We start from the raw sequence: 20,384 nt of genomic DNA on the forward strand, positions 1-20,384 counted from the left end.
GGCATGCAGCCCGACGCACACGGCGTCTTCGCGCTTCGCGACGAAGGCCGCCGCTAGCGCGCCTTCCTGCCGCAGCTTGGCAAGCCGTGTTGCCCGTAGGAGTCAACTGTCATGCCCCAGCGATAACCGGAGGAGCGTACGGTGCCTGATCGCGCGCGATGGCATTGAGCCAGCGCAGGAACTTGTGCATGCAGGCGACGATGGCGACCTTGGCCGGCTTGCCGGCCGCGCGCAAGCGCGCGTAGGTGTTGGCCAAGGGGGATTTGGCGCGGATGCTGGCCCAGGTGGCCATGTACAGCACGCCTCGCACGTCGGCACGGCCGCCTTTGATGCGACGTTGGCCTTTCCAGCAGCCGCTGTCGTGATTGAACGGGGCCAGCCCGACCAGGGCGGCGAGCTTGCGTGGCGGCAGCGTGCCCAGCTCTGGCAACCGCGCGGCCAGGACCGCGCGCAGGATCGTGCCGAGCCCAGGTACCTTGGGCAAGCTCGAGCAGGTCTTGCCCTGCTGCTCGATCTCCTGCGTCAATGTCTGGATATGCTGGTTCAGCAGGGCGATCACCTCTCGGCAGCGGTGTTGCACCTTGGCGCTGGTGATGTGTTCCAGGCGCCGCCGATGGGCATCGCGCTGGCCCACCAGGGTGGCACGCAGGTCCAACAGTTCGCGAAGAGACTGCTGGTGCTCGGGCACCACGGTCGTGGGCGTGGTCGGGATGTGCTGGGCGGCGATGGCCAGCAGGCGCGCGTCCAGGGCGTCGGTCTTGGCCTGCAGGCCCAAGGCTTGGGCTAGCTTGCGCGGACGATCGGCGGCCATCCGCACTGCAGGCAGGGCCGCCTCTCGGAGCACCCGCAGCACGGCATGTTCGTAGCCGCCACTGGCTTCCAGCACGATCCGCTCGCAGCCCAGCTCCACCAGGCGTTGGGCCAGCACACGCTGCCCCTGTGGCGTATTGGGTTGGGTCCAGGCCTGCTCGTCCGGCAGGACATGAATGACCAGTTCGGCCTTGGATACATCGATCCCGACATAGCGCCGCATAGACGTTCTCCGCAGTAGACTCAGGAACGAGAGCACTCCTGCCGATGCCCATGCTTGTGGAGTTCGAGCTCGCGACTCGGGCAACTGTTCGGGCTGATGAGGCAGGAGATACGGGGTGCGGCGGCGCTGACTCCTACTCGTGCTTGCTGGCACTGCGGCTAAACGGCCTGCCGCACTCCGCTCTCACCTACAACGATAGACCCTCATTTGACACAAGCGGCTTCAGCCGCGACGGGTTTTCCCAGGGATGCCTCGTCGCGGCTGAAGCCGCTCCTGCACGCGCGTTTCCTACGGTGATGCGCGCCCCCCGATGTCGCTTCCGACAAGCCCTCGCGCCTGGTGCTGAACCATGCGCGCCGCCGGCCTGTGGCATCCGCACGCCCCCCGCCATGCCATGCTCACGCATCCTGTACTCGCCGGTACAAACAATGCGCCGTTCCGGCGTACGCTACCGTTTGGTGCTGTCGCCATCCCGACCCGGCGACGTTCTTCCTCTCCCCAGGAACCAGCGACTTGAGCAACCACGACCCAGACTCCTCGCAGGCGCCGCGGCAGGGCGCCGCGCACGACCCCCAGGCCGACCAGGGCCAGGCCGGCAAGCGCCGGGACGACGCGGGCGGCGCCGCCGCCGGCAAGTCCGACACCCCGTCCCCGCTGAAGAACCCCAAGGTCAAATGGACCCTGCTGCTGATCGGGCTGCTGGTGGCGATCGGCCTGGTGGTGTGGCTGATCTACTACCTCACCACCGGCCGCTACCTGCAGGAGACCAACAACGCCTACCTGCAGGCCGACACGGTCGCGGTGGCGCCACGGGTCAATGGCTACGTGACCGCGGTGTACGTGCGCGACAACCAGGCCGTCGCCGCCGGGCAGCCGCTGCTGGAGATCGACCCGCGCACCTACCGCGCCACCCTGGAGCAGGCGCAGGCCGCGATCGCGGTGCGCCAGGCCGACATCGCCGCCGCCGAGGCCGGGTTGCAGGCGCAGCGCGCCAGCCTGCTGCAGGCGCGCACCCAGGTCACCGCCGCCGCCGCCAGCCTGCGCTTCGCGCAGGGCGAGGCCAGGCGCTTCGGGCCGCTGGCCGCCTCCGGCGCCGACACCCACGAACACTACGAAAGCATCGTCCACGATCGCGACCGCGCGCAGGCGCAGTTCGACGCGGCCAAGGCCCAGGTCGCCGCCGCCGAGAGCCAGGTGCAGGGCACCGCGGCCAAGCTCGACCAGGCGCGCGCCGGCCTGGCGCAGGCGCAGGCCGATGCCGCGCAGGCGCAGGTCGCCGTGGAGGACACCCGCCTGACCGCGCGCATCGCCGGCCGCATCGGCGACAAGACCGTGCAGGTCGGCCAGTTCGTCGCCGCCGGCACCCGGCTGATGAGCGTGGTGCCGGTGGACGCGCTGTACCTGAGCGCCAACTTCAAGGAAACCCAGGTCGGGCTGATGCGGCCGGGGCAGCCGGCGCGGATCGAGGTCGATGCGTTGTCCGGGGTGGAACTGGACGGCGTGGTCGAGAGCATCGCCCCCGGCACCGGTTCGCAGTTCGCGCTGCTGCCGCCGGAGAACGCCACCGGCAACTTCACCAAGGTGGTGCAGCGGGTGCCGGTGCGGATCCGGATCAAGGCCGGCGCCGAGGCGCGCAAGGTGCTGGTGCCGGGCATGTCGGTGACGGTGACCGTCGATACGCGCAGCGCCAAGGACGCCAAGGAACGCGTGGAGGAAGAGGACGTGCAGGGCCAGGATGCGGTCGCCCCGCGTGGGCGCAACCCGTGAGCGAAGCGGCCGCGGCGGCGGGCGCGCATGCGCCGCGCAAGGCCGACACCGGCGCCTGGCTGGCGGTGGCTGCCGGCACCATCGGCTCGTTCATGGCGACGCTGGACATCTCCATCGTCAACGCCGCGCTGCCGACCATCCAGGGCGAGGTCGGCGCCAGCGGCACCGAGGGCACCTGGATCTCGACCTCCTACCTGGTCGCCGAGATCGTGATGATCCCGCTGACCGGCTGGTTCGTGCGCACCCTGGGGCTGCGCAATTTCCTGCTGATCTGCGCGCTGCTGTTCACCTTCTTCTCGGTGGTGTGCGGGCTGTCCAACAGCCTGACCATGATGATCCTTGGCCGCGTCGGCCAGGGCTTCGCCGGCGGCGCGCTGATCCCGACCGCGTTGACCATCGTCGCCACGCGCCTGCCGCCGGCGCAGCAGACCCTGGGCACGGCGCTGTTCGGCATGACCGTGATCCTGGGGCCGGTGATCGGGCCGCTGCTGGGCGGCTGGCTGACCGAGAACGTGAGCTGGCACTACGCGTTCTTCCTCAACGTGCCGGTCTGCGCCGGCCTGGTGGCGCTGCTGCTGCTCGGGCTGCCGCACGAGCGCATGTACCTGCGCGGGCTGCTCGACGCCGACTGGCTCGGCATCTTCGGCCTGACCGCGGGACTGGGCGCGCTGACCGTGGTGCTGGAGGAGGGCCAGCGCGAGCGCTGGTTCGAGTCCACCGAGATCGTGCTGCTGAGCGTGGTCTCGCTGGTCGGCTTCGTCGCCCTGGTCGCCTCGCAGTTCGTCAGCCGGCAACCGGTGATCCGCCTGTCGATCCTGCTGCAGCGCAGCTTCGGCGCGGTGTTCGTGATGGTGATGGCGGTGGGCATGATCCTGTTCGGGGTCATGTACATGATTCCGCAGTTCCTGGCGGTGATCTCCGGCTACAACACCGAGCAGTCCGGCTACGTGGTGCTGCTGTCGGGCATTCCCACGGTGCTGCTGATGCCGATGATGCCCAAGCTGCTGACCACGGTGGACGTGCGCGTGCTGGTGCTCGGCGGGCTGACCTGCTTCGCCAGCGCCTGCTTCGTCAACATCCACCTGACCACCGAGTCGGTGGGCATGCATTTCGTCGCCGGGCAGCTGCTGCAGGGCTGCGGGCTGGCACTGGCGCTGATGTCGCTGAACCAGGCGGCGATCTCCTCGGTGCCGCCGGACCTGGCCGGCGACGCCTCGGGCCTGTTCAACGCCGCGCGCAACATGGGCGGCTCGATCGGCCTGGCGCTGATCTCCACTTTCCAGGAGCGGCGCATGGTGTTCCACACGCAGATGCTCGGCAGCGGCACCACCGCCAATTCGCCGCTGGCGCAGGACTACCTGCACGGCATCGCCGCACAGCTGCAGTCGGCGTCCGGCGCCGGCGCGGCGATGCAATCGCTGGCGCAACTGGCGCGGCTAGTGCAGCAGCAGGCGCTGGTGATGACCTACAACGATCTGTTCTGGATCTTCGGGGTGATCGTGGTGTGCACGATCCCGCTGGCGTTCCTGCTCAAGCCGCTGCCCAAGGGCGGCGCTCCGCTCGCGATGCATTGAGGATTCCATGGCCCAGCGTTTCTCCCGCGTTCTCGTCGCCGCCGCGCTGCCGTCGCTGCTGTCGGCCTGCATGCTTGGCCCGGACTACGTGAAGCCGCCGCCGGTAGCCGAGGCGGCGCTGGCGCAGCCGCGGCTGCACCGCGCCGATGCCACGGCCGCCGCCGCCGGGGTGGTGCCGGCCCCGCCGCCGCAGCGCTGGTGGGACACCCTGCAGGACCCGCAGTTGACCCTGCTGGTCGAGCAGGCCCTGCAGCACAGCCCCAACCTGCGCGTGGCGCAGGCGCGCCTGCGCGCCTCGCGCGCCCTGGTCGACCAGCGCCATGCCGAACAGTTGCCCAGCGTCGGCGCCAATGCCGCCTACCTCAACGCCAGGCTGCCCGATGCGCTGGCCGATCGCGTGGGCAGCATCGCTGCCGGCACCGGCCAGCCGGTGGAGATCAATCCGCGCACGCAGCTCTACAACGTCGGCCTCGATGCCAGCTGGGAACTGGATTTCTTCGGCCGCCGCCGCCGCGCCAGCGAAGGCGCGCTGGCCGACGCCCAGGCCGACGAGGCCGACCTGGCCGATACCCAGGTGCAGATCGCCGCGGAAGTGGGGCAGGCCTATCTGGGCTATCGCAGCACCCGTGCGCGCATGGCCGTCGCCCAGCGCAACCTGGAGGCCGCCCGGCAGACCCTGGAGCTGACCCGCCAGCGCCGCGCGCGCGGCGCCGATGCCGACCTGCAGGTGGAACGCGCACAGGCGCAGCTGCAGCAGCAGGAAGCGGTGCTGCCCGACCTGCAGGCGCAGGCGCAGGTGGCGCTGGACCAACTGGCGCTGATGATCGGCCGCGCGCCCGGCGCGCTCGATGCCGAGCTGGCCGCGGACCGGCCGTTGCCGACGCTGCCGGCGCGCGTGCCGGTGGACGATGCCGGCGCGCTGATCCGCCGGCGCCCCGACGTGCGCCGCGCCGAGCGCCAACTGGCCGCCTCGTCGGCGCAGATCGGCGAAGCGCTGAGCGCCTATTTCCCGCAAGTGCGGCTGCTCGGCAACATCGGCATGGCCGCGACCTCGCCGGGCGATCTCGGCCGCGATGCGGTCAACAGCGTGGTGGCGCCGTTCCTGCAATGGTCGCTGTTCGACTTCGGCGCCACCCGCGCCAAGGTCGAACAGGCCCGCGCCGGCAATGCCGCGCGCCTGGCCGCCTACGAGGGCACGGTGCTGGCCGCGCTGCAGGACGCCAACGGCGCACTGGCGCGGTTCGGCGCCGCGCGCCAGCAGGCGCTGGCCGCGGACAAGGCCGCGGCCTCGGCGGATCGGTCCGCTGCGCTGCTGCAGCAACGCTACGCCGCCGGCGCGTCCTCGCTGATCGATGCGCTGGACGTGCAGCGCCAGCAGGCCTCGGCCCAGGACAGCGCGCTGCAGGCGCACACCCAGGTGCTGCTGCGCTACGTGGCGTTGCAGAAGAGCCTGGGCCTGGGCTGGGCGGCCCAGGCGGTACCGGCGTCCGCGCCAACGCCAGCCCCGACGCAGTGAGCGCGCTGCTTATACCAATCCCCATTCCCGACTCCCGAATCCCACGCCGTCACGGCTACACTGAGCTTCACCGCGCCGCGGTCGCCTGGGCATCGGCGTTCCGCACGACGGCGTGTTTCACGGGGAATCACCGATGGCGTTGAGCGAAGCGAGAACCGACCATCTGCCGGCGCCGCCGCCGGTCAAGGGTGGCGGCTATGTGTCCATCGCCGGCCTGCGCAAGGAGTTCGACGGCTTCGTCGCGCTGGACGACATCGACCTGGACATCGGCCAGGGCGAGATCTTCGCGCTGCTCGGCGGCTCCGGCAGCGGCAAGTCCACGCTGCTGCGTTGCCTGGGCGGGTTCGAGCAGCCCAGCCGTGGCCGCATCGTGCTCGACGGCCAGGCGCTGGACGGGCTGCCGCCGTATCGGCGCCCGCTCAATATGATGTTCCAGTCCTATGCGCTGTTCCCGCACATGAGCGTGGAGCAGAACATCGCCTTCGGCCTGAAGCAGGATGGGCTGTCGCGCGCGGCCATCGCCAGCCGCGTCGGCGAGATGCTGGAGCTGGTGCGGCTGGGCACGCTCGGCAAGCGCAAGCCGCACCAGCTCTCCGGCGGCCAGCAACAGCGCGTGGCGCTGGCGCGCTCGCTGGCCAAGCGGCCCAAACTGCTGCTGCTGGACGAGCCGATGGGCGCGCTGGACAAGAAGCTGCGCTCGCAGATGCAGCTGGAGCTGGTCTCCATCATTGAGACCTCGGGCGTGACCTGCGTGATGGTCACCCACGACCAGGAGGAGGCGATGACCATGGCCACGCGCATCGCGCTGATGGAGCATGGCCGCATCCGCCAGGTCGGCACCCCGGGCGACATCTACGAGTCGCCCAACAGCCGCTTCGTCGCCGAGTTCATCGGCTCGGTGAACATGTTCGAGGGCCGGATCGGCGAGGACCACCCGGACCACGTGACGGTGCTGTGCCCGCAATTCCCGGTGCCGATCTACATCAGCCACGGCATCACCGGCGTGGAAGGGCAGGACGTGGCGTTTGCGGTGCGTCCGGAAAAGGTCTGGATCACCAAGGACGAACCCGAACAGACCTACAACAAGGCGCGCGGCACCATCGAGGACATCGCTTATTTCGGCAGCCATTCGATCTTCCACGTGCGCCTGCCCAGCGGCATCCGGGTGCAGTCCAATTTCGCCAACCAGAAGCGCTGGGACAGCGAAGGCATGACCTGGGGCGATGCGGTCTGGGTGTCGTGGGACGACAACGACGGCGTGGTGCTGACCGCATGAGCGCGCCCGTCGTGCCGGTGCCGTCGGAACCGACGCCGCGGCTGCGCCTGCAGCAGCGCTTGCGCCTGCGTTCCCTGCCGGCGATGCGCTGGCTGGTGATCGCCGCGCCCTACCTGTGGCTGCTGCTGTTCTTCGCGATCCCGTTCCTGATCGTGCTGCGCATCTCCTTCTCCGAACAGGCGATCCGCAGTCCGCCGTACAGCGAACTGCTGGAGATCCGCGACGGCGTGCTGACGCTGAAGCTGACCCTGCAGAACTACCTGGCGCTGCTGCGCGACCACCAGTACATCGAGGCCTACTGGGGCTCGATCAAGATCGCCGGCATCTCCACCGCGCTGACCCTGCTGATCGGCTACCCGATGGCCTACGCGATCGCGCGGCTGTCGCCGTCGGCGCGCAATATCGCGATGATGCTGGTGGTGCTGCCGTCGTGGACCTCGTTCCTGATCCGCGTCTACGCCTGGATCGGCATCCTCGACAGCAACGGCGTGCTCAACCGCGCGCTGCTGGCATTGGGCCTGATCGATGCGCCGCTGCACATCCTGTACACCCCGGTCGCCGCCTACATCGGCATCGTCTACTGCTACCTGCCGTTCATGGTGCTGCCGCTGTACGCGACCCTGGTCAAGCTCGACCAGCGCCTGCTCGAGGCCGCCTACGATCTCGGCGCGCCGCCGTGGAAGGCGTTCCTGACCGTGACTCTGCCGCTGTCGCGGCCGGGCATCGTCGCCGGCTGCATGCTGGTGATGATCCCGGCGGTGGGCGAGTTCGTGATCCCGGAGATGCTCGGCGGCCCGGACACGCTGATGATCGGCCGGGTGTTGTGGGGCGAATTCTTCAATAACCGCGACTGGCCGACCGCCTCGGCGGTGGCGATCGCGATGCTGGCATTGTTGATGGTGCCGATCCTGATCTTCAACCGCTACCAGCAGCGCCAGCTCGAAGGCGGGCACGCATGAGCGGCGTGCGCGGCGGCATGGGCACGGTGCTGCGCTGGACGGTACTCGGCGCCGGCTTCGCCTTCATGTACCTGCCGATCCTGCTGTTGATGGTGTATTCGTTCAATGCCTCCAAGCTGGCGACGGTGTGGGCCGGGTTCTCCACCAAGTGGTACGGCGAGTTGCTGCGCGACCGGCAGATCCTGCAGGCGGCGTGGATCAGCCTGAAGGTGGCGTTCTGGACGGCCACCGCGTCGATGGTGATCGGCACGCTGGCGGCGATGGCGATGACCCGCTTCCGGCGTTTTCCCAGCAAGAGCCTGTTCGGCGCGCTGGTGACCGCGCCGCTGGTGATGCCGGAGGTGATCATCGGCCTGTCGATCATGATGATGCTGGTGTCGATGGGCGGCGTGCTCGGCATTCCGCCCAAGGGCGTGATGGCGATCTGGGCGGCGCACGTCACCTTCACGTTGTCCTTCGTCACCGTGGTGGTGTCCTCGCGCCTGCAGGAGCTGGACCGCTCGCTGGAGGAGGCGGCGATGGACCTGGGCGCCAACCGGCTCAAGGTGTTCTTCCTGATCACCGTGCCGATCATCGCCCCGGCGCTGGTGTCGGGTTGGCTGCTGGCGTTCACCCTGTCGCTGGACGACGTGGTGATCGCCAACTTCGTCGCCGGCCCGGATTCGACCACGCTGCCGATGACCGTGTTCTCCTCGGTGCGCATGGGCCTGAAGCCCAAGATCAACGCGCTGGCCACGCTGATGGTGCTGGCGGTGTCGATCGCCGCCGTCGTCGGCTGGTGGCTGATGGCGCGCAGCGAGAAGCGGCGCCAGCGCGACATGCAGCTGGCGCAGCAGCAGGCGGGCTAGGGTGCTGCTCAACGTAGGAGCGGCTTCAGCCGCGATCTGCATTGCCGGAAAGGGTCCCGGTCGCGGCTAAAGCCGCTCCTGCCAGGCCTCGCGGAACACTGTGAGCCATCGCACGCGGCACCATCGCCACGCCGCCGCAACCTTCGCGGCGCTAGGCTGAGCGGACATTTTTCCAGGAGTCCGTCGCGATGCCTTACGACACCGTCAATCCCGCCACCGGCCAGGTCGAACACCGCCAGGAGCTGATGGACGCCGCCGCCGTCGAGCGGCGTCTGGCCGCCTCCGCACAGGCATTCCCCGACTGGGCGGCGACCCCGCTGGAGCAGCGCGGCGCGCTGCTGCGCAAGGTCGGGGCGCAGTTGCGCGAACAGCGCGATGCGATCCAGCGGGTGATGACCGCGGAAATGGGCAAGCTGCGCAAGGAGGCGCTGGCCGAACTCGACAAGTGCGCTGCAGCCTGCGACTACTACGCCGACCACGCGGCCGAGTATCTGCGCGAGCAGACGGTGGCCACCGATGCGCAGCGCAGCTACGTGCGTTACGAACCGCTGGGCTGCGTGCTGGCGGTGATGCCGTGGAACTTCCCGATCTGGCAGGTGTTCCGCTTCCTGGCGCCGGCGCTGATGGCCGGCAACGTCGCGCTGCTCAAGCACGCCAGCAACGTGCCGCGCTGCGCCGACGCGATCGCCAGGGTGCTCGCCGATGCCGGCGTGCCGGCCGGGGTGTTCGACGTGCTGCACATCGACAACGACCAGGCCGCCGAGGTGCTGCGCGATGCGCGCGTGGCCGCGGTGACCCTCACCGGCAGCGAGCGTGCCGGCCGTTCCATCGCCGCCAATGCCGGCGGGCAGTTGAAGAAGTGCGTGATGGAGCTGGGCGGCAGCGATGCCTTCGTGGTGCTGGACGATGCTGACCTGGACGCCACCGTGGCTGCGGCGGTGAAGTCGCGCTTCGACAACGCCGGGCAGACCTGCATCGCCGCCAAGCGCTTCGTGGTGGTCGAGGCGATCGCCGACGCGTTCGTGCGCCGCTTCGTGGCCGCTGCCGCCGCGCGGCGCCTGGGCGATCCGCAGGACGAGGCGACCACGCTGGCGCCGATGGCCCGCCAGGACCTGCGCGACGAACTGCACAAGCAGGTGCAGGCCAGCATCGCCAAGGGCGCAACGCCGCTGCTGGGCTGCGAACCCGAGCGCGGCAGCCACGCCGGCTATCCGGCGTCGATCCTCGACCAGGTGGCGCCGGGCATGCCGGCCTACGACGAAGAACTGTTCGGTCCGGTCGCGGCGATCCTGCGCGTGGCCGACGAAGCCGAGGCGGTACGCGTGGCCAACGACACCACCTTCGGCCTCGGCGGCAGCGTCTGGACCGCCGACCGCGCCCGCGGCGAACGCGTGGCCTGCCAACTCGAATGCGGCGCCGCCTTCGTCAACGCCATCGTCAAGAGCGACGTGCGCCTGCCGTTCGGCGGCATCAAGCGCTCCGGCTTCGGTCGCGAACTGGCCGAGCATGGCATCCATGAGTTCATGAATATCAAGTCGGTGTATGTGGCTTGAGGTGGGGAATCGGGAATGGAGAATGGGGAATGGGAGAAGCGGCGGCGTCTGAGGGCGCCGGTCCGTTGTGGACGGGTGCTGTATGTCCAACGGTTGCGCCACTGCCTCACGTAAGCGGCGCGCTGCCCATTCCCGCCGCCGCTGCGCGGCGGCTCACAACCACCTGGCCCGCTTGAACGCCACATACAGCCCGAGGCACACCGCGGCGACGCCGCCGACCATCAGCGGGTAGGCCCAGGGCCATTCCAGTTCCGGCATCTGCTTGAAGTTCATGCCGTACCAGCTGGTGATCAGGGTCGGAGCGGCGAGCAGGGCGGCCCAGGCGCCGAGGCGCTTGACCGTCTCGCCCTGGGCCAGGGTCACCAGCGACAGGTTCACGCTCAGCGCGGTGCCCAGCATCTCGCGCAGGGTGTCGATGGCGTCGTTGGTGCGCACCGCATGGTCGAGCACGTCGCGCACGTACAGCCGCACTTCGTCGGCGATCAGCGGGCCGGGGTGGCGCTTGAGGTGCGCCAGCACGTCCTGCAGCGGCGCCACGCCCAGGCGCATCTGGTTGAGTTCGCGCTTGAGTTCGTACAGGCGGATCGCGGTGTCGCGGCGGTACGCCTCGGCGAAGATGTCCGACTCCAGCCGCTCCAGGCTCTGCCGGAAGGCGTCGAGGATCGGCTGGTAGTTGTCCACCACGTAGTCCAGCACCGCGTACAGCGCGTACGACGGGCCCAATTTCATCAGCGAGGCCTCGCGTTCCAGCCGCTCGCGCACCGGCGCGTAGGGCAGGGAGGCGCCGTGGCGCACGGTCAGCAGGAAGCGCTCGCCGAGGAAGGCGTGGGTCTCGCCATAGACGATGCGCTCGTCGATCACCTGCGCGGTGTGCACGGCCAGGAACAGCGAGTTGCCGAAGGCCTCGACCTTGGGCCGCTGGTGCGCCTTGCGGGTGTCCTCGATCGCCAGCTCGTGCAGCTGGAATTCCTCCTTGAGCTGCTGCAGCACGGCGTCGCCGGGTTCGTACATGCCGACCCAGACGAAGCCGTCGTCGTCGCCGGCCAGCACGTCGCTGATCTGCTCCAGGGGGATGTCGTGGCGACGGCCGTGGCCGTCGTAGTGCACGCAGTTGATGACGCAGGCGGGATTGGCGGTCGCGGAGGCCATGGCAGGATCGTGTTCGGCGGAGGCGCGCGTGGCGAGGGGCCCGACGGTATCAGGGCTGCGGGCGAGGGCGGGTGAGCGCCCAGGCCAGCGCCGCGTGCACCGGCAACAGCAGCGCGATCCACTGCAGGTTGAATTGCGGCTGCAGCATCGACAGCCAGTGGATCAGCAGCGCGGCGCCGGCCAGCGCCACCACCAGCCACAGCAGCATGTCGAACCAGCGCCCGGGACGGCGCCCGCGCAGCAGCGCCACGCCGCCGACCAGCAGCGGCAGGCACAGCGGATCCAGCAGCAACAGGTTGCGGTTGCCCCAGGCGGCGCGATGCTCGGTGAAGCCCCACAGGTACAGCAGGACCGCGCCGCCGAGCGCGCACAGCAGCCAGAACGGCAGCGCCAGCGCGGCCAGCCAGCGCGGCCGGCGGCGCAGCGCCAGCACGCCCGCCGCCGCGGCCAGCCCGACCAGCAGCCATGGCCACCAGTGCCGCACCTGCTCGGGCGGCTCCGGCGGCAGCCGCTGCGGCAGCAATTGCTGGCGCGCCTGCACCAGCGGGCGGCCGGCGCTGTTGCGCACCTCGTTCAGGCTCTCGGCCAGGCGCATCGGCACGAAGGCCTCCTCCCAGCGCGACAGCGGCTTGTCCGCGTACGGGCCCAGGCCCAGGTCGAAGCCCAGCCACATCCACGGCGCCGGCGAGGCCAGGCGCACCGATTCGCTGCGGTAGGTGTTGCCGCGCGAACGGCCGGACAGCTGCGCGTGCAGCGCCCCGCCCATGGCCCGGTCCAGCGCGTCGCGGACCATCGTGGCGCAGTTGGCGGTGTAGTAGTCGTAGCGGTAGCGGGCGTTTTCCGGGCGCGCGCGCCAGGCCAGCGCCTGCTGCAGCGCGCGCGCCTGCGCCGGGGCCAGGTCCAGCCATTGGATGTCCACGCCGCGGCCGGCTTCGCGATACTGCTCGAGATCCTCCTGCAGCGGCAGCGCCACCAGGTAGTAGCGCATGTCGCCGGCGGCGAAGCGGCCGACGAAGCCGGGTTCGCTGGGGTCGAAGAAACCGAAGTTGTACGAGGTGGCCTGGCCGGTGCGCGGGTCGAGCACCACGATGGCGTCGTGGCCGAAGCGCTCGAAGAACACCTCGCCGGGCTGCATCGTGGCCACGCCGATGCGCGGTGCCGGGTCGCTGGCGTCGGCTGTGGCGGCTGCCGCCGTCTCCGGCGCCTGGGCGGCCAGCGGCGGCGGTGCCGCCGGATCGGCGGACGGAGTCTGCGCAAACGCCAGTCCGGCCCACAGCGCCAGCAGCATTCCCAGCCAGCAGGCCGCGCGCGCGCGCGGCACGGTGCGCGCGCTCAAGCGCCGTCCTGCTCGGCGGGCGGCAGGATGGTGACGTGGAACGCCTGCACCCGGCGCGCGTCGGCCCGCGCCACGCGGAACGCGAAGCGGCCCAGGGTCAGTTCCTCGCCGGTCTCGGGCAGGTGGCCGATCGCCTCGGTGACCAGGCCGCCGACGGTGTCGTAGTCGTCGTCGGGGAAGTCGGCGCCGAAGCGCTCGTTGAAATCCTCAATCGGGGTCAGCGCATCCACCACGTACTGGCCGTCGGCCTGCGCGGCGATCAGCGACGCCTCGTCCTCGGCGTCGTCGTGCTCGTCGTCGATGTCGCCGACGATCTGCTCCAGCACGTCCTCGATGGTCACCAGCCCGGCCACGCCGCCGTACTCGTCGACCACGATCGCCATGTGGTTGCGCGAGAGCCGGAACTCCTTGAGCAGCACGTTGAGCTTCTTCGATTCGGGAATCAGCACCGCCGGGCGCAGCAGTTCGCGCACCGTGCCCGGGCCGTGGTCGGCGACCACGCCGCGCAGCAGGTCCTTGGCCAGCAGGATGCCGAGGATGTCGTCCTTGTTCTCGCCGTGCACCGGGAAGCGCGAGTGGCCCGATTCCACCACCTGCTTCATCAGGTCGAGGAAGCGCGACTCCACCGGCAGCGAGACCATCTGCGCGCGCGAGACCATCACGTCGCCGACGGTGAGTTCGGAGACCGACAGCGCGCCCTCCATCATGCGCAGCGTGTCGGCGGCGATCAGGCCATCGTGCTGCGCGTCGCGCAGCACCTCGACCAGGTCGTCGCGGGTGTGCGGGTCGCCGGAGAACACCGAGGTCAGGCGTTCCAGCCAGCCGCGCCGTTTTTCGTGGGGTTCCGGGGAGGAGCTACTCGGTCCGTCTTCTGACATGTTCTGTGGGTAGGCGCCCGGTCGAACGGGCGGTAGCGGCAAGTCTAACAGGGCGGTCGCGACAGCATCGCGACGCCGGCGGCGGGGCCCCGGCGGCCCGCCGGCGCAGGTTCAGCCGCCAGAGGGCGGCGTATGCAGCGCGTCCGGCGCCGGTGCCGCGCCGGGTTCCTCGGGCAGGTCCAGGCTGTAGCTGCAGCCGGCCAGGGTCTTGCCGGGGTGCGATTTCACCGTGGACACGCTGAGGATGATCGACTCGATCATCGGCTCGCCGGTCTTGGGATCGCGGACGTCGCGGCTGAGCACTTCGCGGCCGAACATGGCCTTCTCCGGCGTGTCCACCGCCGCTTCCAGGTTCAGGCGCTTGGCCAGCGGCCGTGGGTCGGGCAGGTCCAGGATCGCCATCACGCTGGCGCCGGAAAAGGCGATGCGCTCGCTGCTGTAGCCGAACACCTGGATCGGCCGGGTCAGCGCGTACTCGGTCATGAACAGGTTGGACTGCGGCAGCGGCCGCCAGCCGTGCGCCACCGCCTTCAGCGGATCGGCCAGCAGCGGCGCCAGGGCGGTGAAGTCGGCCACGTGCTGGCGGCATTCCAGCAGCGCCGGCAGGTCGATGGCCGGGTCGGCGGCCGCGCTGGCGGCAAGCGTTGCCGCCGGTGGCGCGGCGGGCGCGGCCGCCGCCGGGACGGCGCAGGCGAACGCGAGCAGGACGAGCGAGGGACGGATCAACGCACGGAACCTCGAAGGAAAGCGGGCTGCGGCGAGTGCCGCGCGGCCACGTTAGCGCCGGCGCCTGCGCTTGACCAGCGCAGGACGAGCCGGCGCCGCCGGATCAGCGTTCGCCGGCGTAGGGGTCGGACACGCCGAGGTCGGCGAGGATGTCGCGCTCCAGTTGCTCCATTGCCTCGGCTTCCTTGTCGTCCTCGTGGTCCCAGCCGAGCAGGTGCAGCACGCCGTGCACGGTCAGGTGCGCGTAGTGCGCGTTGAGCGGCTTGTCCTGTTCGGCGGCTTCGCGCGCCACCACCGGCGCGCAGATCACCAGGTCGCCGAGCAGCGGCAGCTTGACGCCCTTCGGCAGCCCCTCGGGCAGTTCCGCCGGGAAGCTGAGCACGTTGGTGGGGTAGTCCTTGCCGCGGTAGTGCTGGTTGAGGGCGCGGCCTTCGCGGTCGTCGACCAGGCGGATCGCCAGGTCGGCCTCGCGGATGCGGCCCTTCAGCGCCGCGGCGACCCATTTGCGGAAGCTCGTCGCCGCCGGCAGCCCGGCACGGGGCAGGGCGTAGCTGACGCCGACATCGAGGCGGACGGGACCTTTGGTCATGGCGGGACGGCGAACGCAGCGGACGGGCGGACAGTATCGCGCGTGCGGCGGCTCAGGGCGACCTTCCGGCGTCGGCGCTGGGGCGAGCGTGCCTCGCCGCAGCGTCCGCGCCTGCGCGGCGCGACAGGACCGCACAGGTCGTCGGGACGTGCGGCGCCCGGCTCAGGTCACGCATGCGACCAGGAACAGCAAGCGCGTCTTTTCGGCAGCGGTGCGGTAGGCCACGCCGCCCATCGGGCCTTGCTGGCATTGCGGATTGTTGCGCAGGATCTCCACCTTGGCGGCGAAGCGCCCCGAAGCAGGCAGCCACACCGCGGCCTGGCCGTGTTCGAGTAGGTCGCCGACCAGGTAAAGGCTGTCCGCAGGCACCTTCTTGTAGGGAAGCGCGTTGCAGCCGAAGCGGTCGCGGGTCACGCCGTCGGCCTCGGCCGCCTCGAGCAGGGCTTTCGCCCGGGTTCCGGCGATCCAGGCCAGGCGTTGCGCCTCGTCGTCGCGCGGCGCGGTCGGCGAGGCGCGGACGACCGCTGCCGCGCGTTCGAGGACGTCGCGCGGCAGGCCGATGACGGCGCTGTCCTGCGCGATCGACACGCACGGCGAGGTCAGCGATTGCGCCAGGGCGACGCGTTGCGGCGCAGGATCGCGTGCAGGGGTTTGCTCCGGCGTCTGGCCGCCGGCACTGCCGGCCAGGCCCAGCAGCGCTCCTAGCAGGCCCGGCCAGGGCCGGATCATGCGGCCGGTCCGCTGGCCCGGTCGTCGACGTCGCGCTTCTCGTAGGCGTTGACGATGCGCGCCACCAGCGGATGCCGGACCACGTCGCGCGCCTCGAAGAAGGTGAAGCTGACCCCGTCCACCTCGTGCAGCACCTCGATCGCATCGCGCAGGCCGGACTTGACGTGCTTGGGCAGGTCGATCTGGGTCAGGTCGCCGGTGACCACGGCGGTGCTGCCGAAGCCGAGCCGGGTCAGGAACATCTTCATCTGTTCGATGGTGGTGTTCTGCGCCTCGTCCAGGATCACGTAGGCGTCGTTGAGGGTGCGCCCGCGCATGTACGCCAGCGGCGCGATCTCGATGACGTTCTTCTCCAGCAGCTTGACCACCTTCTCCACGCCCAGCATCTCGTACAGCGCGTCGTACAGCGGGCGCAGGTAGGGGTCGACCTTCTGGCTGAGATCGCCGGGCAGAAAGCCCAGCTTCTCGCCGGCCTCCACCGCCGGGCGCACCAGGATCAGGCGCTGCACCCGCGATTCGTTCAGCGCTTCCACCGCACTGGCCACGGCCAGGAAGGTCTTGCCGGTGCCGGCCGGGCCGATGCCGAAGTTGATGTCGTGGGTGGCGATCTGGTGCAGGTACTTGGCCTGGTTGGCGCCGCGGCCGCGCACCGTGCCGCGCTTGACCTTGATCGCGACCTCCTGCGGCTGGTACACGCGCTGCGCCACCTGGTCGACGTTGGACTGGTTCAGCCGCAGGTGGATTTCCTGGTCGTCGAAGGTGACGTGGTCGGCTTCGGCGTACAGCGCCTGCAACAGGCGCTCGGCCGCCGCCACCGCCGGCTCCGGTCCGGTCACCCGGTACACGTTGCCGCGGTTGGAGATCTCCACGCCCAGGCGCAGTTCGATCTGCCGCAGGTGCGCGTCGAACGGGCCGGCCAGGTTGGCCAGGCGCTCGGTGTCGGCGGGATCCAGGGTGAAGTCGCGTTGCGCAGGGGTGGTCATGGCGGGCGCACGCCGCCGGCGGCGGCGCATGAAAGTAGGGGCGCAAAGGGTAGCGCGCAGCGCGTAGCCGGGCCAGTGAAGGCGCGCGGGGACCGCGGCCGGCGTGCGCACGCCGACGCAGTCGCAGTGCGTCGTGCGGGTTCGTGCGCGCCACCGCCGCGACCCGCGCGACCTGGCGATGGCAACGTTGTCCACAATGGATGTGGATCGATTGTCCAAAAGCCTGTGGACAACCGTGCGGGCGCCTTGCCGCGCAAGGCGTTGACCTAGGTTGGCGAAAAAAACTGCAGCGCTCCGGACGGCGACCGCTGCGTGGCCGCGGCGCTTGTCGCTCTCGGATCGGTTGCGGCGGGCCTTATCGACGCCCACCGTCGCTGCGCGCGTCGCGGGCCTGCCTCCACGCGTCCGCGATTGCCCGTGCGCCGGCAAGGTCGTCCAACACCAGCACCAGCTGACCGTGGTGATCGCTGTATTGCACGGCGATGTCGATGCCGGCGTCGCCGAGCAGGCCGGTCAGCAAGCCCAGTTGTCCCGGTGTTTCCTGGTCCAGGCGCAGCAGCACCGCGGGCCGCTCGGCGGCAACGCGCATCCCGTGCGCCTGCAGCGCGTCGCGCACCGGCGCGGCAGCATCGAACAGGAAGTGCGCGACCGCATGGCCATCCACGCGCCACACACCGCCGCCTTCGATGCTGATGCCGGCCGCGCCCAGTGCCTTGGCCATCGCCGCCAGTGCGCCGGGGCGATCGTCGAGATGGATCTCCACGTCCTTCATCGCAGTGTCTCCGCCGCTGCCTCGCCGTGCACCACCGTCGCCTCGCAGCGCACCGCCACCGTGCAGCTGTTGGCGATGAAGCACTGCGCGTGCGCCTGTGCGTGCAGCGCGTGCGCGCGGGCCGCATCGCTGTCCGCGGCAATGGTCACCCGCGGCGCCAGCGCCACTTCGCGGAAGCGTCCGCCGCGGCCGGGATGCAGCTCCAACCAGCCTTGCGCCTGGTCGTGGTAGGCCAGTACCCGGATGCCGGCATGCGCGCACAGCGCCAGGTAGGTGAGCATGTGGCAGGCGGCGAGGGCGCCGACGAACAGGTCTTCCGGATTGTGCAGCGCCGGGTCGCCGCGAAACGCGGGATCGGCGCTGCCCGCCAGTGCCGCTTTGCCGGGAACCTGCAGCATGTAGTCGCGGCCGTAGCCGGCGTAGTCGGCGGTGCCGTCGCCGTGGTTGCCGGTCCAGTGCAGTTGCGAAACGTAGTGATGGAGCGTGTCGGCCATGTGCCTGCCTCGTGTGGGAAGCGGGCACGGTAGACGCCAGCGCGGCGCCATGCTTCGTCTAGAATCGAAGCATGAGCGAAGCCACGCCGTTGTCCCGTGTCGCCTTCCTGCTGGGCGACGCCGCGCGCAGCCGCATGCTGGCCGCGTTGATGAGCGGACAGGCGCGCACCGCCACGGAATTGGCCCTGGACGGGGGCGTGGCGCCGTCCACCGCCAGCCGACATATGGCGCAACTGGTCGAGGCCGGCCTGCTCGCGGTGGTGTGCCAAGGTCGGCACCGCTATTTCCGCCTCGCCGATGCGCAGGTCGCCGCAGCGGTCGAGGCGATGATGGGGCTCGCGCCGCCGCCGGCGCGGCGTGCCGGCCCGTCGGATCCCGCGTTGCGCCGGGCGCGCGTGTGCTACGACCACCTCGCTGGCGAACTGGCGATCCGCTGGCGCCAGCAGATGGAGGCGCGAGGACACCTGCTGTGCGGCGATGGCATGTCCCTGAGCGCGTCCGGCGCGGCCTGGTGCGCGACGCTCGGTATCGACGTGGCGGCGCTGCGCGCGTCGCGCCGGCCGGTGTGCCGGCCGTGCCTGGACTGGAGCGAGCGCCGCGACCATGTCGCCGGTGCGCTGGGCAGCGCCTTGCTCCGGCATCTCCTCGACACCGGGCTGGCCAGGCGCGTGCCGGACTCGCGAGTGGTGCAGATCGGCCCGCGCGGGGAACGGTTCCTGAGCCTGCTCGACTAGGATGCGCCCGCTGCCGCTCAGGCCGCGGCGTCGTCCTCGGCCAGGTGCAGGCGGCCGCGCAGCGAATTGCTCAGCGCCTCGGTGATGGTCACGTCGACGAACTGGCCGATCAGGCGCGGGTGGCCGGGGAAGTTCACCGAGCGCATGTTCTCGGTCTTGCCGGTCAGCTCGGCCGGGTTCTTCTTCGACGGTCCTTCCACCAGCACGCGCTGCACGCTGCCGATCATGCCCTGCGAGATCTGTTGCGCATGCGCGTTGATGTGCGCCTGCAGCCGCGCCAGCCGCGCATGCTTGACCGCCTCGGGCGTGTCGTCTTCCAGGTCGGCGGCGGGCGTGCCCGGGCGCCGCGAATAGATGAAGGAGAAGCTCTGGTCGAAGCCCACGTCCTCGATCAGCTTCATGGTCTTCTCGAAATCGGCGTCGGTCTCGCCGGGGAAGCCGACGATGAAGTCCGAGCTGATCGAGATGTCCGGGCGCACCGCGCGCAGCTTGCGGATCTTCTGCTTGAATTCCAGCGCGGTGTAGCCGCGCTTCATCGCGCTGAGGATGCGGTCGCTGCCGGCCTGCACCGGCAGATGCAGGTAGTTGGCCAGCTGTGGCACGTCGCGGTAGGCCTCCACCAGCGAGTCGCTGAACTCCAGCGGATGCGAGGTGGTGAAGCGGATGCGGCCGATGCCCTCGATCTGCGCGATGCTGCGGATCAGCAGGCCCAGGTCGGCATGCTGCACGTCCTCGCCGGCCTCGGCGTCGGCGTAGGGGCCGCGGTAGGCGTTGACGTTCTGGCCGAGCAGGTTGATCTCGCGCACGCCCTGCGCGGCCAGTTGCGCCACTTCCACCAGCACGTCCTCGAACGGCCGGCTGACTTCTTCGCCGCGGGTGTAGGGCACCACGCAGAACGAGCAGTACTTGGAGCAGCCTTCCATGATCGACACGAACGCCGACGGGCCTTCGGCGCGCGGTTCCGGCAGGCGGTCGAACTTCTCCACCTCGGGGAAGCTGATGTCCACCTGCGCCTGCCCGGAGGCGCGGCGTGCGCGGATCAGTTCCGGCAACCGGTGCAGGGTCTGCGGGCCGAACACCAGGTCCACGTAGGGCGCGCGCTTGACGATGGCCTCGCCTTCCTGCGAGGCCACGCAGCCGCCGACGCCGATGATCACCGGCTTGCCGCCGGCCTTGAGCGCCTTCCAGCGGCCGAGCTGGCTGAACACCTTCTCCTGCGCCTTTTCGCGGATCGAGCAGGTGTTGACCAGCACCACGTCCGCTTCTTCCGGGTTGTCGGTCAGCTCCAGGCCCTCGGCCGCAGCGAGCACGTCGGCCATCTTGGCCGAGTCGTACTCGTTCATCTGGCAACCGTGGGTCTTGATGTACAGCTTGCCGCGCACCGGCGAGGGCGCGGCGGCGGTGCCGGTGGAGGGCAGGGGATGCAGGATGGTCCCGGGCATGGCGCTTAATCCAGGCGGGTGGCTGG

19 protein-coding genes are annotated in these 20,384 nt (G+C 70.2%); 8 read left to right on the plus strand and 11 right to left on the minus strand.

Annotated elements, in window-relative coordinates; genetic code table 11:
• Window positions 1–109: 109 nt before the first annotated feature.
• On the minus strand, window positions 110–1,033 hold the full coding sequence (locus tag NKJ47_RS08620; RefSeq protein ID WP_254458989.1) for an IS110 family transposase: 924 nt from the start codon (window positions 1,031–1,033) through the stop codon (window positions 110–112).
• Window positions 1,034–1,546: 513 nt separating this feature from the next.
• Between NKJ47_RS08620 and NKJ47_RS08625 the strand changes: the two genes are divergently transcribed.
• From NKJ47_RS08625 to NKJ47_RS08655, 7 genes are all read left to right on the plus strand, one after another.
• Window positions 1,547–2,800, plus strand: coding sequence for an HlyD family secretion protein (locus tag NKJ47_RS08625; protein WP_254461052.1), 1,254 nt, complete (start codon window positions 1,547–1,549; stop codon window positions 2,798–2,800).
• Window positions 2,797–4,374 carry a DHA2 family efflux MFS transporter permease subunit gene (locus tag NKJ47_RS08630; protein ID WP_254461053.1) on the plus strand — a complete coding sequence of 526 codons (1,578 nt, stop codon included), beginning with the start codon at window positions 2,797–2,799 and terminating at the stop codon, window positions 4,372–4,374. The genes NKJ47_RS08625 and NKJ47_RS08630 overlap by 4 nt, the downstream gene beginning before the upstream one ends.
• Window positions 4,375–4,381: 7 nt before the next feature.
• Window positions 4,382–5,890 carry an efflux transporter outer membrane subunit gene (locus NKJ47_RS08635; RefSeq protein ID WP_254461054.1) on the plus strand — a complete coding sequence of 503 codons (1,509 nt, stop codon included), beginning with the start codon at window positions 4,382–4,384 and terminating at the stop codon, window positions 5,888–5,890.
• Between the two features lie 133 nt (window positions 5,891–6,023).
• Window positions 6,024–7,166, plus strand: coding sequence for an ABC transporter ATP-binding protein (locus NKJ47_RS08640; protein WP_254461055.1), 1,143 nt, complete (start codon window positions 6,024–6,026; stop codon window positions 7,164–7,166).
• Window positions 7,167–7,249: 83 nt separating this feature from the next.
• Complete coding sequence (locus tag NKJ47_RS08645; RefSeq protein WP_429002529.1) at window positions 7,250–8,125, plus strand: ABC transporter permease subunit; 876 nt, start codon at window positions 7,250–7,252, stop codon at window positions 8,123–8,125.
• Window positions 8,122–8,973: an ABC transporter permease subunit gene (locus NKJ47_RS08650; RefSeq protein WP_254461057.1), complete on the plus strand. Its 852-nt coding sequence runs from the start codon at window positions 8,122–8,124 to the stop codon at window positions 8,971–8,973. The genes NKJ47_RS08645 and NKJ47_RS08650 overlap by 4 nt, the downstream gene beginning before the upstream one ends.
• A gap of 188 nt (window positions 8,974–9,161) precedes the next feature.
• On the plus strand, window positions 9,162–10,526 hold the full coding sequence (locus tag NKJ47_RS08655; protein ID WP_254461058.1) for an NAD-dependent succinate-semialdehyde dehydrogenase: 1,365 nt from the start codon (window positions 9,162–9,164) through the stop codon (window positions 10,524–10,526).
• A gap of 153 nt (window positions 10,527–10,679) precedes the next feature.
• On the opposite strand, the gene NKJ47_RS08660 is transcribed toward NKJ47_RS08655, so the two are convergent.
• From NKJ47_RS08660 to NKJ47_RS08700, 9 genes are all read right to left on the minus strand, one after another.
• Window positions 10,680–11,675 (minus strand): magnesium and cobalt transport protein CorA, encoded by a 996-nt coding sequence (locus NKJ47_RS08660; protein WP_254461059.1) that lies wholly within the window; start codon window positions 11,673–11,675, stop codon window positions 10,680–10,682.
• 49 nt (window positions 11,676–11,724) lie between these two features.
• Complete coding sequence (locus NKJ47_RS08665) at window positions 11,725–12,963, minus strand: DUF4105 domain-containing protein (protein ID WP_254461382.1); 1,239 nt, start codon at window positions 12,961–12,963, stop codon at window positions 11,725–11,727.
• 44 nt (window positions 12,964–13,007) lie between these two features.
• Entirely contained in the window at window positions 13,008–13,889 is an 882-nt protein-coding gene (locus tag NKJ47_RS08670; RefSeq protein WP_254461060.1) for an HlyC/CorC family transporter, read from the minus strand.
• Between the two features lie 111 nt (window positions 13,890–14,000).
• Complete coding sequence (locus tag NKJ47_RS08675; protein ID WP_254461061.1) at window positions 14,001–14,615, minus strand: hypothetical protein; 615 nt, start codon at window positions 14,613–14,615, stop codon at window positions 14,001–14,003.
• Window positions 14,616–14,718: 103 nt separating this feature from the next.
• Entirely contained in the window at window positions 14,719–15,204 is a 486-nt protein-coding gene (ybeY, locus tag NKJ47_RS08680; RefSeq protein WP_254461062.1) for an rRNA maturation RNase YbeY, read from the minus strand.
• A 162-nt stretch (window positions 15,205–15,366) separates the two neighbouring features.
• Complete coding sequence (locus NKJ47_RS08685; RefSeq protein WP_254461063.1) at window positions 15,367–15,933, minus strand: hypothetical protein; 567 nt, start codon at window positions 15,931–15,933, stop codon at window positions 15,367–15,369.
• On the minus strand, window positions 15,930–16,916 hold the full coding sequence (locus NKJ47_RS08690) for a PhoH family protein (protein ID WP_254461064.1): 987 nt from the start codon (window positions 16,914–16,916) through the stop codon (window positions 15,930–15,932). The genes NKJ47_RS08685 and NKJ47_RS08690 overlap by 4 nt, the downstream gene beginning before the upstream one ends.
• Before the next feature lie 355 nt (window positions 16,917–17,271).
• Window positions 17,272–17,688 carry an ACT domain-containing protein gene (locus NKJ47_RS08695; protein WP_254461065.1) on the minus strand — a complete coding sequence of 139 codons (417 nt, stop codon included), beginning with the start codon at window positions 17,686–17,688 and terminating at the stop codon, window positions 17,272–17,274.
• A complete protein-coding gene (locus NKJ47_RS08700) occupies window positions 17,685–18,182 on the minus strand; it encodes an OsmC family protein (RefSeq protein ID WP_254461066.1) in 498 nt (165 codons plus the stop codon). The genes NKJ47_RS08695 and NKJ47_RS08700 overlap by 4 nt, the downstream gene beginning before the upstream one ends.
• 71 nt (window positions 18,183–18,253) lie before the next feature.
• Between NKJ47_RS08700 and NKJ47_RS08705 the strand changes: the two genes are divergently transcribed.
• Complete coding sequence (locus NKJ47_RS08705) at window positions 18,254–18,916, plus strand: ArsR/SmtB family transcription factor (protein ID WP_254461067.1); 663 nt, start codon at window positions 18,254–18,256, stop codon at window positions 18,914–18,916.
• A gap of 17 nt (window positions 18,917–18,933) precedes the next feature.
• Here NKJ47_RS08705 and miaB read toward each other — a convergent pair whose 3' ends face one another.
• A complete protein-coding gene (miaB, locus tag NKJ47_RS08710) occupies window positions 18,934–20,358 on the minus strand; it encodes a tRNA (N6-isopentenyl adenosine(37)-C2)-methylthiotransferase MiaB (RefSeq protein ID WP_254461068.1) in 1,425 nt (474 codons plus the stop codon).
• Between the last annotated feature and the right edge of the window lie 26 nt (window positions 20,359–20,384).

The organism is Xanthomonas sacchari, from assembly GCF_024266585.1.
Classification (GTDB): Bacteria; Pseudomonadota; Gammaproteobacteria; order Xanthomonadales; family Xanthomonadaceae; genus Xanthomonas_A; species Xanthomonas_A sacchari_C.